This is a genomic window from Mycolicibacter longobardus (genome assembly GCF_002102265.1).
GTDB lineage: Bacteria > Actinomycetota > Actinomycetes > Mycobacteriales > Mycobacteriaceae > Mycobacterium > Mycobacterium longobardum.
The window spans coordinates 1-14,483 of record NZ_LQPG01000023.1 but is presented as its reverse complement, the minus strand read 5'-3'; the positions used below and the strand labels follow the sequence as shown (position 1 = coordinate 14,483).

Genomic DNA, 14,483 nt, shown 5'->3' with positions numbered 1-14,483 from the left:
GGTACCAGCACCATAACTTACTTCGGGGCGGCCTTCACCAGCGGTGAGGGAAACCGCGGTGGCACCCGCACCCCGTCCAGCCACTCGGTGAGCTCCCGAGCCCGCTTCTCCAGCACTTGGCGCGCTCGACGGCCGGGGTCCTCCAGCAGCTGCAACTGCACCTCGGCCGCGGAGTTCTGACACCAGCCGCCCACGATCCGGCCGTTCCACCACGCCGTGGGCCCGGCGTTGCCGTTGTTGTCGAAGAGCCGACCGCGATGCTCGCCGAGGTACCAGTCGCGGTGATACCAGCCCATCGTGGTGACATCGAGCCCGGGAAGCAGCGCCCCCCAGGGCGCGGGTTCGGGTTCGGGCTCCAAGTCGTCGGGCAGCGCATAGCCGGGCGTGCCGTGCAGGTCGACGTCCACCGCGCCGATGTCGCTCAACGCGGTTCGGACCGCGGTCTTGGTGGTGCCGAACCACCATTTGATGTCGTCGGCTGTCGCCGGGCCGAAGGCGCGCAGCCAGGTGCCGACCAGCTGTGCCTGTGCGGGCTCGGCGGTCATCCTCTCGCCCGGCTGCCCGAGCCAGTCCACCGCGGTCGTCCATCGCGGTCGCGACAGAGTCCAGGCGCCGTCGTTGGGTCCGCGCACGATGTCGCCCTGTGCGCCGAGCACGGTCAGCACCCGTGGGGCCAGGTGAGTCTGGCCGCCATAGGACTTTCCCGGCGCCGGATCGTAGGTTCCGGCCAGTTCGGGCAGGGCCGCGCGCAGTTCGGAGCTGCTGGCCGGGCCGTGCTCATGCAGGTGGCGCAACACCGCCGCGGTGGCCCGGGTGAGCCAGCGTTCGCCGTCGGCGGCCACCCCGGCCTTGCCGACATCGGCGATCAGCCGGCGCCGCTCGGCGCCGGCCACCCGGTCGCTGGCCGCCGCCTGCACGGCGGGCAGATCGGCGGGGCCGAACACCCACAGCGTGCGGCGCATTGCCAGGTGTTTGACCAGCGAGCGTTCTTCATACAGTGCGCCATCCAAGTGGGCGACGGCGAACGGCGACGATCGCGCCCACAGGGACAGATACGGGGTGGCCGGATCGGTGGCGTGCAGTCCGATCAGGCTGGCCGCGATCCGGGTTATCGGCTCGGTTGCGGTCTCAGGGGAAAGAAAATGTCTGCGCGCCAAACGGTTGCGCCGTTCGGCGACGGTGAAGGTCCGCACCGGTCAGTGCTCGTCCTCGCGCATCGACTTCCGGATCTGCTCGAGCCGGTCGGCGGCCGCCTGCTGTCGGTCCTGGTACTGCTTCTCGACGCTGCGGCCCTCCGGCGTCTCGGAATCCAGCTCCTGTGCGCCGATCGAGGTCTGATAGCGGCTCTCGATCTTCTCCCGCACCGATTCGAAGATGGGCACCCCGGAGTCGTCGTATCCGGTGTCGGGCTGCTGGTCGCTCGGATCGTCACCCATGTTCGACACGTTACCGCCGGCGGTCGAAGTAGCTGACCATCAATTCCCAGTAGGCCATGGTCAGCGCCATCGCCACCACCGTCGCGACCGCCGTGGGCAGCGCTCGCCGGCGCCGGGCGTTGAGCAGTGCCGTCGCGGTCGCGGCGCCGCCGGCCAGGTTCACCAGCAGGGCGATGTCTCGGGGCCGAGCGACGATCCACAGCTCCTCACCGAGCATCGCGCGCGTCGACCAGGCCGACTGGTCGGCCGGTTCGCCGAAGATGACCGGGTTCAGCGCGAACCACGTCGATACCCAGGCCGCATCGCGCCAGGACCGCCGCCATACCGGTAGCAGGATCAGCGGCGTCGTCGCCCAGCGGGTCCAGGCGCTCCACGGGTTGGAGTGCCTGGCGAACACGGCGCGGCGGATGCGGGCGACGGTCGCGGCGGTCACCTTCCCATCATGGCCCCGGAGGCAGACCGGCTGGGCGAGCGCGTGGCTTGGAACCGCTGGACTGGAGAAACGCTCTACAACTGCTAGACTTTGTCCCGCGACCGTCCCGGCGTACGTCAGGACAGCAAGTGGAGTTCCCTCCCACCACTGGCCGAGGAGCAATCTTTCAGGCTCAGTGGTCCGGTCGCAGGCGGTGCGAACCGCCTGCTCCGCGCATAGCGCGGGCGGCTTGACGCTATTCGAGTCGTGATCGGTCGGTATTGGGCCCTGCTTCGTGCAGGGCTTTTTTGCTGGTGGGTGGGGTCAGCGCCGCTGCGTCCGGACGAGCACTGCGGCGGCCGCGACCGGAAGACTACCCAAGGAGGTCCCATCAGCACTGAGATCCGCGTCAACGAGCGCATTCGCGTACCTGAGGTCCGTTTGATCGGCCCGGGTGGGGAGCAGGTAGGCATTGTGCGCATCGAAGATGCGCTTCGCGTCGCCGCGGATGCCGATCTCGACCTTGTCGAAGTGGCCCCGACCGCCAAACCGCCGGTCTGCAAGATCATGGACTACGGCAAGTACAAGTACGAGGCGGCCCAGAAGGAGCGCGAGTCTCGCAAGAACCAGCAGCAGACCGTCGTCAAGGAACAGAAGCTGCGTCCCAAGATCGACGACCACGACTATGCGACGAAGAGGGGCCACGTGGTCCGCTTCCTCGAAGCCGGGGCGAAGGTCAAGGTGACGATCATGTTCCGCGGTCGTGAGCAGTCCCGGCCGGAGCTCGGCTACCGCCTGCTTCAGCGGTTGGGTGCCGACGTCGCCGAGTACGGATTCGTCGAGACCTCCGCCAAGCAGGACGGGCGCAACATGACGATGGTGCTGGCACCGCACCGCGGTGCGAAGACCCGTGCCAAGGCCGCAGAGGACGCCGGCGGAGGCCCGGTTCAGCCTGCCCCCGCGGCCGCGCCGGCAGCGGAAGCGGCCGAGCAGCAACCCGAGAACTAAAACCCCGACACCAGAACTGAGGAAACATGCCTAAGGCGAAGACCCACAGTGGCGCTTCAAAGCGGTTCCGTCGCACCGGAACCGGCAAGATCGTGCGGCAGAAGGCCAATGCCCGCCACCTGCTCGAGCACAAGCCGAGCAAGCGCATGCGCCGGTTGGCCGGCCGCACCGAGGTGGCTGCCAGCGACACCAAGCGCGTCAACGCGATGCTGAACGGCTAATTGCCGCTTTCTGGCACCGCAATTCCCCTTACGTCCCAACGAGAGTAGGAACACCCCATGGCACGCGTGAAGCGCGCAGTCAACGCCCAGAAGAAGCGTCGTACAGTCCTCAAGGCTTCGAAGGGCTACCGTGGCCAGCGGTCGCGGCTGTACCGCAAGGCCAAAGAGCAGCAGCTGCACTCACTGACCTACGCCTACCGGGACCGTCGCGCCCGCAAGGGTGAGTTCCGCAAGCTGTGGATCTCGCGGATCAACGCGGCGGCCCGCGCCAACGGCATCACCTACAACCGGCTGATCCAGGGCCTCAAGGCCGCCGGTGTCGAGGTGGACCGCAAGAACCTCGCCGAGATCGCCGTCAGCGACGCGGGCGCGTTCACCGCCCTGGTCGAGGTCGCTCGGGCCGCGCTGCCCGAGGATGTCAACGCCCCCTCCGGCGAGGCTGCCTGACCCGAAGCGGGCCGATGCTGACCGAACGTTCGGCCCGGGTGGTCGCGGCGGTCAAGCTGCATCGGCACGTGGCCAGGAAGCGCGAACGGCGCTTCCTGGCCGAGGGGCCCAATCTGATCGAGGCAGCCATTGCGCGCGGCCTGGTCATCGAGGTCTTCGCCACCGAGTCGGCGGCCCAACGGCACCCAGAGCTGCTCGCGGCGGCGCAGGTGCCGGTCCAGCTGGTCACCGACCGGGCGGCCAAAGCACTGTCGGACACCGTGACACCGGCCGGATTGGTCGCGGTGTGCGCGCACGCCCAATCGGACCTGCACGCACTGCTGGCCGACGCACCGCGATTGGTGGCGGTCGCGGTGGGGATCGGCGAGCCCGGTAACGCCGGCACGCTCATCCGCATCGCCGACGCCACCGGCGCAGATGTGGTGGTGCTGACCGGCAACAGTGTCGATCCCTACAACGGCAAATGCCTGCGCGCCTCGGCCGGCAGCATCTTCAACGTCCCGGTCGTGGTGGCCGCCGATACCGACGCCGTACTCATGGCGCTGGGGGAGGCCGGCCTGCAGGTGCTGGCGACGGCTCTGGACGGGGAACTGAGCCTCGACGACGCCGATCCGGTGCTGACCGCGCCCACCGCCTGGCTGTTCGGCCCGGAGGCCCAGGGGTTACCGGCCGCCGCCGTCGCCGCCGCGGACCACCGGGTTCGGATCCCGATGGCCGGCGGCGCGGAGAGCCTCAATGTGGCTGCGGCAGCAGCGATCTGCCTCTACCAGAGTGCGCGAGCGCAGCGCGGTGTCAGCAGGACTTAAGCAGCCTTGCGGCGTGACGGCCGCGGTGCCAGGCCGCCGCCAGCGGCCAGCGAGAAGGTGTTGTGCATCAGCGCACCCGCCCGTTCGACCAGCTTCATGCCGCGGCTGATCGGTGGGATGTAGTGCATCCCGGTGTGGCGCCGATCCTTCGGTGGCCGGCTGAACCACGGGGCCTCGATCAGTGCCGTGTCGCTTGCGATCTTGCCCTGCTCTCGCCGATAGCCGGCCAACGCGCGCGGGTGCAGCCGGATCTCTTCGGGCACGAAGGTGAACGCCATGTGGGTGAACTTGCCGATCAGCCGGAACAGCACCTCGTCGCCCTCCGACCAACGCAGACCGGCCTTCTCCCGCACCACCGGCTCGAACAACCCGGCGGCGACCCAACGCTGGGCGGCCAGCGCCGGCTTGAACATCTGGTGCCACACCGCGTCGGGCATGGGGACGAACCACGGCTTGGGAATGCGGATGTTCAAGATGTCGATGGCGGCCTGGGTCAGCTCCAGTTCGTCCTCGCAGACCCGGTCCCAGTATTCGCAGAAATCCTCCCAGGACTTCGGAACCGGGCGCATGCTCATGCCGTACATCCGGTACCACTGCACGTGCTCGTCGAAGAGCTGGCGCTTCTCGGCCAGAGTGAGCCCGCCGTCGAAGTATTCAGCGAGTTTGATGATCAACATGAAGAACGTGGCGTGTGCCCAATAGAAGGTGTCGGGGTCCAGCGCGTGATAGCGCCGACCCTGCTCGTCGACACCCTTGATGTCGCGGTGGTAGTCACGGATCGAGGCGCCGGTGTGCTGGGCCAGGGCGCCGTCGTAGACCACGCCCATGATCGGGAACACCGACCGGGTCACCCGCTGGATCGGCTCACTCAGGACCGTGGAGTGCTCTGTCACTCCCGCACCCAGACCGGGGTACATGTTCTCGATGGCCCCGATCCAAATTCCCATGATGCCGGTCCGCAGGTCGCCGAAGTACTTCCAGGTCAGCGAGTCGGAGTTCAACGGCTCGACGGCCGGGGCGGGCTTGGGCACGGCCGGTGTCGCGGCACTGGAGTCTGGGGGCTCTGAAACCCGCTCAGCAACCCGCTCATCGGAGGTGGTCGGCGTAACGGTCATCACGTCTCCTGTCTGCGAACCTGAAACTACGATAATTGTGACAACGCATGTTGTCTACATCTGCAGTGGCGCGTCGCGGCAAAACTCCCGGCAGTGGCGTGCGCCACTGTGTCGGCCGTTGGCGGTGGCCGCGACGGCCACCTACGCTGAGGCGCATGGACCTCGAGCCGGCTCGCCGGCAGGCTGACGAGCTCGAGGAGGTGGTGGAGATTCCCGAAGCGACCTTTTCGAGGCGCCGCCGGTCGTTCTCCCTCGACGAGGCTGCTGCCTGGTTGAATCGCACCACCAACGACGCCCGGGTGGTGGACCTCGTGCGGCGGGTGCGCCGGGCACTGCCCGGCGATCCGGAGTTCGGCGACCCGCTGTCCACGGCGGGCGAAGGTGGGCCGCAGGCCGCGGCGCGGGCCGCCGGGCGCCTGATGGGCGATCGCTCCGCGGCGTCCCGCGAGTTCAGCCTGGGCGCCCTGCAGGTCTGGCAGGCCTTTAACGAACGACTGTCCCGGGCGCCGTCCAACGCTGAGGCGACGCTGGTCTTCACCGACCTGGTCGGTTTCTCCGCTTGGTCGCTGCGGTCCGGCGACGATGCCACCCTCACCCTGCTGCGGCGGGTGTCGCAGGCGATCGAGCCGCCGCTGCTCGATGCCGGTGGCCGCATCGTCAAGCGGATGGGCGACGGCATCATGGCCGTATTCCGTGAGCCGCTGGTGGCTGTCGCCGCTGTTGTGCAGGCCCAGGACGTCATCGAGACGGTCGAGGTCAACGGGTATACGCCGCGGATGCGGGCCGGCATCCACACCGGCCGGCCGCACCGGCTGGCCGACGATTGGCTCGGCGTGGACGTCAACATCGCCGCCCGGGTCATGGAGCGGGCCACCAAGGGCGGCATCGTGGTGTCCGGGCCGACGCTGGAACGCATCGAACCCGCCGAACTCGAAGAGCTGGGCGTGGTTGCCAAGCGGGCGCGCCGGCAGGTGCTCGCGGCCAAGACCAGCGGGGTCCCGGCCGATCTGATGATGTACCGCCTCAAGGTTGTTCGCCAGGAGCATTCCGACACCGACTGAGGCGCGGCGTTAACTTCGCGCACGAGTGGAGGAACCCCGTTCCTTGGAATACCCTCGGTGAGCAACGTAACTATTTGACCGGGTCTACACAGGTCGCCTTAACGCAGAAGCGGGGAATCATGTCAGGTCGCCAGCAGCGTCGGAACAACGGCGGCAAGGCCGGTAATCGACTGGTCGGCGCCGGTAGCACGGTTGCGGCATTCCTCGCGTTCGGCATGGCCCCGATGGTCTCGGCGCCCGCCGCGCGCGCCGATCTGGACTTCGACTGGCTGACCGACCTGTTCAACCCGATCTCAGATTCGGCATTCGGGTGGGACGACAGCTCCTGGGACACCAGCGCTTGGGACATCGGCTCGTGGTTCGATGCGTCGGCGTTGCCGGGTATCGCCGCCGACACCCCTGCGTTCGACATGACGACGCTGTTCAACGCGCTGGTCTACCAGCCGCTCTACTCGTTCATGGATTCCTGGGTCGAGAACCCGGCCAACTCCTGGATGATCGACCTGATCAACTCGCTCGACTCGAGCCGCCTGCTCCTCGGGCACGGGCTGGACGGCACAGCGGAAAACCCTGACGGCGGCAATGGCGGCTGGTTGTTCGGTGACGGTGGGGCCGGCTTCGAGGGCGGTAACGGCGGCAATGCCGGCATGTTCGGCAACGGCGGCGCGGGCGGCGATGCCGGCGCGGAGGGCGGCGACGGCGGCAACGGCGGCCTCGGCGGCTCGATGATGGGTATCGGTGGCGCTGGGGGTGCCGGCAGTCTGGGCGGTGACGGCGGTAACGGTGGCAACGCCAACGGCTGGTTGTTCGGCATCGGTGGCGTCGGCGGTGCTGGTGGTGCGGGCGCGGTCGGCCAGGCCGGCGAAGCGGGTGCTTGGGCCAACGGTGGTACCGGCGTCGGGGAGGTCGGCGGCAACGGCGGCACCGGCGGCACGGGCGGCAAGGGCGGCAGCGCCAGTTCGCTGTTCGGCAGCGGTGGCGCCGGTGGCGCGGGTGGTGCCGGCGGCGAGGGCGGCCAGGGCGGCGCGGGTGCTGCGGGCGACGCGGACAACGCCGATGGCGGCAATGGCGGCAACGGTGGTGTTGGCGGTGCGGCCGGCCAGGGTGGCGAGGGCGGTTCCGGCGGCGCGCTCGGCAGCAAGGGCGCGGATGGCGCTGACAGCACGGTCAACGGCAACGGCGGTAAGGGCGGTACCGGAGGCGCCGGTGTGGACGCCGGCGCCGACACCGCCGCGGGTAACGGTGGTGCCGGTGGTGTCGGTGGCAGCGGCGGCGAGAGCGGTAACGGTGGCGCCGGCGGTGTGGGCGGTGCCGGTGGTGCCGGAGACGCCACGCAGTCCGCAGGTAATGGCGGTGCGGGCGGTGCCGGTGGTGACGGCGGCGAGATCGGCAACGGTGGCACGGGTGGCGCCGGTGGCGCCGGCGGGGTCAGTGGCACCTACGACGATGCCGAAGGCGGCACGGGCGGTGTCGGCGGTGTCGGTGGTCAGGGCGGTTCCGAGGCGGGGAACGGCGGCAACGGCGGCACGGGCGGTGTCGGTGGCGCCGGGCACGCCGGGGTCAAGGGCGTCGACGGGGAAGCTGGCGTCGTTGGTGTCAACGACGGTGCCGGCGGTAACGGCACAGCGGGTGGTAATGGCTTCGACGGCGGCAAGGGCGGTGCTGGCGGCGCAGCCGGTCAAGCCGGGAACGATGTTGGCAAGGCAGGGAATCACGGCAATGGTGGTGCCGGTGGCGCCGGCGGTGCCGTTGGCGCTGGCGGTGACGGTGGTAACGGTGCCGCCGGAATCTGGGGCAACAACGGTTCTGGTGGCCAAGATGGTGCCGGTGGTGACGGCGGCAAGGCCGGCGCCAACGGGACGGTCGGCGGCAACGGCGGAGAGGGCGGCGCGGCTGGTGGTGCCGGTGCAGAAGACGGCGCGACGGGCACAGCCGGCAGTCTGAGGCCTGAGGAAGGCAGCAATGGCGGCTCAGGCGGCGCCGGCGCGGACGCCGACGCCAACCACGACTTCGGCGGTAACGGCGGCAATGGTGCCGACGGCACCGACGGCGGCAATGGTGGTGCCGGCGGTGCCGGCGGTGCCGGAACGACCGGTGACGGTGGTGACGGAGGTAACGGTGGTGCCGGCGGTGACGGTTCTAAGAGCGACGGCGGTGCTGGCGGCGTCGGTGGCGCCGGCGGGGCCTCCGAGTCCGGTAACGGTGGTAACGGTGGTGCCGGCGGTAAGGGTGGTGCCGGCGACCACGGCCTGACCGGCGATCACGGCGCCGCAGGGACAGTCGGCGAGAACAATGGTGCCGGTGGTAAGGGCGGCAATGGCGGCACCGGTTTTGACGGCGGCGCAGGCGGTATGGGCGGCGCTGGCGGCACCTCGCAGTCCGGCGCCGCAGGTGCCAACGGCAACGGTGGCGACGGCGGGCAAGGCGGCGCCGGCGGCGCGGGCGGCAACGGCGGCAATGGTGCCGACGGTGACTGGGATTTCAAGGGTCAATACGGCTTTGGCTCGGGTGGCCAAGGTGGTAATGCCGGTAACGCCGGCGCCGCGGGCAACGGCGGCGCTGCGGGCGAAGCAGGCACCGGCGGAGCCGAGGGTACCGGCGAGGCCGGCGACGAAGGTGCGGACGGCGTAGGTGTCGCAGGCCTGGCGCAGGGTGGCAACGGTGGCGATGGCGCTGAAGGCGACGCCCTGCACCTGAACGGTGGAGCCGGCGGTGACGGCGGCACGGGCGGCACCCACGGTTCCGGTGGCAACGGCGGCACGGGCGCGGACGCCTACGACAACACGGGCAACGCGACCACCGGCGGCCATGGTGGTGCTGGCGGTAACGGCGGTGCCGGCGGCACGGTCACCGGCAGTGGCGGTGACGGTGGTGACGGGGGTAAGGCTTCCGAGTCGACAACCACTGACACCAGCACCGTGACCAAGGGCGGTAATGGCGGTGCCGGCGGTAAGGGCGGCGCCGCGACCAACGGCGACGGCGGTAATGGTGGCACTGGGGGCGACGCCGGCAAGGGCACCCAGTACGGCGGTACCGGCGGTGCCGGTGGTGCGGGCGGCGCCGTCACCGGTTCCGGTAACGGCGGCGAGGGCGGTGACGGCGGGGCTGGTGCGGCCGCGACCGGCTGGAAGTCCGACGGCACCTGGGGCATCGACGGTTTCACCGGCAAGTTCGGGGCCGGCACCATCCTGGGCATCTCCGGTGCCGGTGGCGCCGGTGGTGCGGGCGGTGCCGCGACCACCGGCGACGGCGGCGCGGGCGGCAACGGTGGTGTCGGTGGCGCAGCCGGTACCGACCCCGACGGCACGCGAGTCATCTGGGGTGGTGCAGGTGGAAATGGTGGTGCCGGTGGTGCTGCGACCGTGAGCGGGGAAGACGCTCCCACGAGCGGCGACGGTGGCGACGGTGGTAACGGCGGTGAGGGCGGCCAGGGCACCATCACCGGCGGCAGGGGCGGTAACGGCGGCGCGGGCGGCGCCAGCACCGACGGAACCGGCGGCGACGGTGGCAGCGGTGGCCAGGGCAAAGAGGGCTCCGGCTGGAACGACGCCAACGGCAGCGTGACCGGCAAGGGCCAGATCCTCGGCTTCGGTGGCAGCGGTGGCACCGGCGGGGCCGGCGGCAACGGCGGGACCGGTGGCCACGGCGGTGACGGCGGCAACGCTGCGGACGGCATCAGCGGCGGCAACAAGTTCGGCTCCGGCGGCACCGGCGGCGCAGGCGGGGCCGGCGGCACCGGCACCACTGGTGACGGCGGCAACGGCGGAAACGGCGGTGACAGCGGTGACGGGAGCTGGCGGGCCCAAGCCGGCGGTGCCGGCGGTGCGGGCGGCAACAGCACCAGCGGCAACGGCGGTGCCGGCGGTGACGGTGGTGACGGCGGTAGCCTCACCGCCGGTGGCGGCACCGCGCCGACCAACGGCCAGCCGGTCACCGTCGGTGCCGGCGGCAAGGGCGGCAACGGCGGCAGCAGCACCGGTCCCGACACCGAGGGTGGCGGCGGCAATGGTGGCAAGGGTGGCACCGGTGGCGACGGCGTCGGCACCATCAAGGGTGGCACCGGCGGCCAGGGCGGTACCGGCGGCAAGGCGGGCAGCGTGGCCGGCGAAGCCGGTGACGCGCCCACGCCTCCCACCGGCACCGCCGGTGGCGAAGGCACCGCCGGCGGCGCTGGGGCGCCGGCTGCCACCGAGGAAGAAGAAGGCGGCAGCTAACCCGCACGACGAAAGCCCCGCACACCGCGTGCGGGGCTTTCGTCGTCATGTCGATAAGATCGACGCTTGCGTCTCAGCCAAAATCACAGCCAGTAGGGGAGTCTCGTCGCGTGGGCGAACAACAGGTCGACCCGTCCGTCGTCTCCGACGAGACCCTGACCTCGGCGCTGCAGGCGGCGCAGCGCGCGTTCGCCGCGGCAGCCGACCTGGATGCCCTGGCGCACGCCAAAACCGACCACCTCGGTGATCGGGCTCCGCTGGCGCTGGCCCGTCAGGCCCTGGCCAAACTGGACAAGGCCGACCGCGCCGATGCCGGCCGGCGCGTCAACGCCGCCCGCGCGCAGGCCCAACAGGCCTACGACGAGCGGCTGGCGGCCCTGCGCGCCGAACGTGACGCCGCCGTGCTGGCCGCGGAAAGCATCGATGTCACCCTGCCTTCGGCGCGCAAGGCCGTCGGCGCCCGCCACCCCATCACCATGCTGGCCGAACACGTCGCCGACACCTTCGTCGCGATGGGCTGGGAACTGGTCGAAGGACCCGAGGTCGAAGCCGAGCACTTCAACTTCGACGCGCTGAACTTCCCCGTCGACCACCCGGCGCGCAGTGACCAGGACACCTTCCACGTCGCCCCGCCCGGATCACGGCAGCTGCTGCGCACCCACACCTCCCCGGTGCAGATCCGCGCCCTGCTGGCCCGCGAGTTGCCCGTCTACGTCGTCTCGATCGGACGCACCTTCCGCACCGACGAACTCGACGCCACCCACACCCCGGTGTTCCACCAGGTGGAGGGGTTGGCAGTGGATCGCGGCCTGACCATGGCGCACCTGCGCGGCACCCTGGACGCCTTCGCGCAGTCGGAGTTCGGTCCGGCCGCCAGGACCCGTATCCGGCCGCACTTCTTCCCGTTCACCGAGCCGTCGGCCGAGGTCGACATCTGGTTCGAGGGCAAGAAGGGCGGGCCCGGCTGGGTGGAATGGGGCGGCTGCGGCATGGTGCATCCCAACGTGCTGCGTGCGGTGGGCATCGACCCGGTCGAATACTCCGGCTTCGCGTTCGGCATGGGCCTGGAGCGCACCCTGCAGTTCCGCAACGGCATCCCCGACATGCGCGACATGGTCGAGGGCGACGTCCGGTTCTCCCTGCCGTTCGGGGTGGGTGCCTGATGCGCATTCCCTACAGCTGGCTGCGGGAGACCCTGATCGCGGGGGCGCCGGGCTTCGACATCTCCGCCGACGAACTCGAGCAGGCACTGCTGCGGATCGGCCACGAAGTCGAGGCGGTGCACGCCCTGGGTCCGGTCAGTGGGCCGCTGAAGGTCGGCCGGGTCGCCGACATCGAGGAGCTCACCGAGTTCAAGAAGCCGATCCGGGCCTGCCGTGTCGACGTCGGCGAAGCCGAGCTGCGCGATATCGTCTGCGGCGCCACCAATTTCGCCGTGGGTGACCTGGTGGTGGTGGCACTGCCGGGCGCGGTGCTGCCCGGCGACTTCGCCATCGCCACCCGCAAGACGTATGGCCGCACCTCCGACGGAATGATCTGCTCGGCGTCGGAGCTGCGGATGAGCACGGACCATTCCGGCATCCTGGTGCTGCCGGCCGGTACCGCCGAACCCGGTGCCGACGCTCATGAGGTGCTGGGGCTGGACGACGTGGTCTATGAGCTGGCCATCACCCCCGACCGCGGCTATTGCATGTCGGTCCGCGGGCTGGCGCGCGACCTCGCCAATGCTTTGGACCTGGACTTTGCCGACCCGGCCGCGGTGCCGGCGCTGCCCGCTGAGGGGCAGGCGTGGCCACTGAGCGTGCAGCCGGACACCGGGGTGCGCCGCTTCGCGCTGCGCGCGGTCACCGGTATCGACCCGGCGGCGGTCTCGCCCTGGTGGCTGCAGCGCCGCCTGGCGCTGTGCGGAATCCGGGCGATCTCTCCGGCCGTCGACGCCACCAACTACGTCATGGTCGAACTCGGCCATCCGATGCACGCCCACGACCGGGCCCGCATCACCGGCGGATTCGGCGTCCGGTTCGCCCGCGACGGCGAGACCGTCACCACCCTCGACGACATCGAACGCAAGCTGGAGCCGGTCGACGTGCTGATCGTCGACGACGTCGCCACCGCCGCGATCGGCGGCGTGATGGGCTCGGGCAGCACCGAAATGCGGGACGACTCAACCGATGTGCTGCTGGAGGCCGCGATCTGGGACCCCGCGGCGGTGTCGCGGACCGCACGGCGCGTGCACCTGCCCAGCGAAGCGGCGCGGCGCTACGAACGCTCCGTCGACCCGGCCATCTCGGTGGCCGTCCTGGATCGCTGCGCGGCACTGCTGGCCGAGATCGCCGGGGGAGTCATCGAACCCGGGTTGACCGACTGGCGCGGTGACCCGGCTGTGGAGAACTGGGACCCGGCCCCGATCGAGATCGCGACCGACCTGCCCGACCGCACTGCCGGGGTGAGCTACCCCGACGGAACCACCACCCGGCGGCTGACCCAGATCGGCTGCGACGTGGCGGCCGCCGGTGACGTGTTGACCGTCACCCCGCCGAGCTGGCGGCCGGACCTGCGCCAGCCCGCCGACCTGGTCGAAGAAGTGCTGCGTCTGGAAGGCCTGGAGTCCATTCCGTCGGTGCTGCCGGCCGCGCCGGCCGGGCGGGGCCTGACCGCCACCCAGCGTCGGCGCCGGGCGATCGGCAAGTCACTGGCCCTGGCCGGCTACGTCGAGGTACTCACCACGCCGTTCCTGCCCGCCGGCGTATTCAACACCTGGGGCCTGGCCGACGACGACCCGCGCCGCGCCACGGTTTCGGTGCTCAACCCGCTGGAGGCCGACCGCCCACAGCTGGCCAGCACCCTGCTGCCCGCGCTGCTGGAGGCCCTGGGCCGCAACGTGTCCCGGGGGATGAGTGACGTGGCGCTGTTCGCGATGGCTCAGGTGGTCCAGTCGGTGGGGCCGGTTGAGTTCCCGGCCGTCACATCGGCCCAACGGCCCACCGATGCCGAGATCGCCGGAATCGATGCCGCCCTGCCGAGGCAGCCGCAACACGTCGCGGTGGCGCTAACCGGCCTGGCCGAGCCCCGCGGACCGTGGGGCCCGGGCCGGCCCGTCGAAGCCGCCGACGCCATCGAAGCGGCGCGGATCATCGCCCGCGCCAGCGGGAACGAGGTCACGCTGCGTTCCGGGGCGTACCTGCCGTGGCACCCGGGCCGGTGCGCCGAGGTGCTGGTCGGCGAGACCGTGATCGGCCACGCCGGGCAGCTGCATCCGGCCGTCATCGAACGCGCCGGGCTGCCCAAGGGCACCTGCGCGGTGGAGCTGAACCTGGATGCCATCCCGGTGACCACGGCGCTGCCCGCCCCCCGAGTGTCGCCGTTCCCGGCGGTGTTCCAAGACCTCGCCCTGGTGGTCGATGAAAAGGTGACCGCGCAGTCGGTGGCCGACGCGGTGCGCCAGGGTGCCGGTGAACTGCTGGAGGACATCGCGCTGTTCGACGTCTACACCGGCCCGCAGGTCGCCGACGGTCGTAAGTCGCTGGCGTTCGCGCTGCGCTTCCGGGCCGCCGATCGCACCCTGACCGAGGACGAGGCCAGCGCGGCCCGCGACGCCGCCGTCGCCCGTGCCGCCGAAGTCGTCGGCGCCGTACTGCGGGGCTAGTTTCACCGCGACCTGGGGCACCCCACTCGCGCGAGCGCGCATTGCTCCTATGTCAAGCAGCGGCGGCGTGGGGTGTGTGGTGTCGTGACTTCTCGTCGGTGTGGAGGCGGTTGTAGA

General features: G+C 70.6%; 12 protein-coding genes. 8 read left to right on the top strand and 4 right to left on the bottom strand.

The features are described from left to right. Positions 1 to 17: 17 nt before the first annotated feature. Genes AWC16_RS13250 through AWC16_RS13240 form a run of 3 tightly spaced genes read right to left on the bottom strand, consistent with a single transcriptional unit; the run spans position 18 to position 1,869 of the window. Complete coding sequence (locus AWC16_RS13250) at positions 18 to 1,193, bottom strand: winged helix DNA-binding domain-containing protein (protein WP_085265219.1); 1,176 nt, start codon at positions 1,191 to 1,193, stop codon at positions 18 to 20. A 3-nt stretch (positions 1,194 to 1,196) separates the two neighbouring features. Beyond that, entirely contained in the window at positions 1,197 to 1,436 is a 240-nt protein-coding gene (locus tag AWC16_RS13245; RefSeq protein WP_085265231.1) for a hypothetical protein, read from the bottom strand. A 10-nt stretch (positions 1,437 to 1,446) separates the two neighbouring features. After that, positions 1,447 to 1,869 carry a DUF6653 family protein gene (locus tag AWC16_RS13240; RefSeq protein WP_322791084.1) on the bottom strand — a complete coding sequence of 141 codons (423 nt, stop codon included), beginning with the start codon at positions 1,867 to 1,869 and terminating at the stop codon, positions 1,447 to 1,449. A 312-nt stretch (positions 1,870 to 2,181) separates the two neighbouring features. Here AWC16_RS13240 and infC point away from each other — a divergent pair, with 312 nt between their 5' ends. Genes infC through AWC16_RS13220 form a run of 4 tightly spaced genes read left to right on the top strand, consistent with a single transcriptional unit; the run spans position 2,182 to position 4,330 of the window. Then, complete coding sequence (gene infC / locus AWC16_RS13235; RefSeq protein WP_085265230.1) at positions 2,182 to 2,856, top strand: translation initiation factor IF-3; 675 nt, start codon at positions 2,182 to 2,184, stop codon at positions 2,854 to 2,856. 26 nt (positions 2,857 to 2,882) lie between these two features. Next, entirely contained in the window at positions 2,883 to 3,077 is a 195-nt protein-coding gene (rpmI, locus tag AWC16_RS13230) for a 50S ribosomal protein L35 (RefSeq protein ID WP_046188963.1), read from the top strand. Positions 3,078 to 3,134: 57 nt separating this feature from the next. After that, a complete protein-coding gene (gene rplT, locus AWC16_RS13225; RefSeq protein WP_085265218.1) occupies positions 3,135 to 3,524 on the top strand; it encodes a 50S ribosomal protein L20 in 390 nt (129 codons plus the stop codon). A gap of 14 nt (positions 3,525 to 3,538) precedes the next feature. Further along, positions 3,539 to 4,330 carry a TrmH family RNA methyltransferase gene (locus AWC16_RS13220; RefSeq protein WP_085265217.1) on the top strand — a complete coding sequence of 264 codons (792 nt, stop codon included), beginning with the start codon at positions 3,539 to 3,541 and terminating at the stop codon, positions 4,328 to 4,330. Here the strand turns inward: AWC16_RS13220 and AWC16_RS13215 are convergent. Next, complete coding sequence (locus tag AWC16_RS13215; RefSeq protein ID WP_085265216.1) at positions 4,327 to 5,445, bottom strand: oxygenase MpaB family protein; 1,119 nt, start codon at positions 5,443 to 5,445, stop codon at positions 4,327 to 4,329. The two genes, AWC16_RS13220 and AWC16_RS13215, sit on opposite strands and share 4 nt — an antisense overlap. Before the next feature lie 155 nt (positions 5,446 to 5,600). On the opposite strand from AWC16_RS13215, the gene AWC16_RS13210 reads away from it, so the two are divergent. The 4 genes from AWC16_RS13210 to pheT all read left to right on the top strand — a co-directional run bounded on the left by AWC16_RS13210 (position 5,601) and on the right by pheT (position 14,366). Beyond that, entirely contained in the window at positions 5,601 to 6,506 is a 906-nt protein-coding gene (locus AWC16_RS13210; protein WP_085265215.1) for an adenylate/guanylate cyclase domain-containing protein, read from the top strand. Between the two features lie 119 nt (positions 6,507 to 6,625). Continuing rightward, entirely contained in the window at positions 6,626 to 10,720 is a 4,095-nt protein-coding gene (locus AWC16_RS25570; protein ID WP_165759224.1) for a PE family protein, read from the top strand. A 110-nt stretch (positions 10,721 to 10,830) separates the two neighbouring features. Further along, a complete protein-coding gene (gene pheS, locus AWC16_RS13185) occupies positions 10,831 to 11,883 on the top strand; it encodes a phenylalanine--tRNA ligase subunit alpha (RefSeq protein WP_085265214.1) in 1,053 nt (350 codons plus the stop codon). Further along, the gene (pheT, locus tag AWC16_RS13180; RefSeq protein ID WP_085265213.1) at positions 11,883 to 14,366 is read left to right on the top strand and encodes a phenylalanine--tRNA ligase subunit beta; all 2,484 of its coding nucleotides are present in this window, start codon (positions 11,883 to 11,885) and stop codon (positions 14,364 to 14,366) included. The genes pheS and pheT overlap by 1 nt, the downstream gene beginning before the upstream one ends. Positions 14,367 to 14,483: the final 117 nt, after the last annotated feature.

Coding starts and splice junctions, on each gene's coding strand:
- AWC16_RS13245 (WP_085265231.1), bottom strand. CDS start 1,436: ATGGGTGACGATCCGAGCGACCAGCAGCCCGACACCGGATACGACGAC.
- rpmI (WP_046188963.1), top strand. CDS start 2,883: ATGCCTAAGGCGAAGACCCACAGTGGCGCTTCAAAGCGGTTCCGTCGC.
- rplT (WP_085265218.1), top strand. CDS start 3,135: ATGGCACGCGTGAAGCGCGCAGTCAACGCCCAGAAGAAGCGTCGTACA.
- AWC16_RS13220 (WP_085265217.1), top strand. CDS start 3,539: ATGCTGACCGAACGTTCGGCCCGGGTGGTCGCGGCGGTCAAGCTGCAT.
- AWC16_RS13215 (WP_085265216.1), bottom strand. CDS start 5,445: ATGACCGTTACGCCGACCACCTCCGATGAGCGGGTTGCTGAGCGGGTT.
- AWC16_RS13210 (WP_085265215.1), top strand. CDS start 5,601: ATGGACCTCGAGCCGGCTCGCCGGCAGGCTGACGAGCTCGAGGAGGTG.
- AWC16_RS25570 (WP_165759224.1), top strand. CDS start 6,626: ATGTCAGGTCGCCAGCAGCGTCGGAACAACGGCGGCAAGGCCGGTAAT.
- pheT (WP_085265213.1), top strand. CDS start 11,883: ATGCGCATTCCCTACAGCTGGCTGCGGGAGACCCTGATCGCGGGGGCG.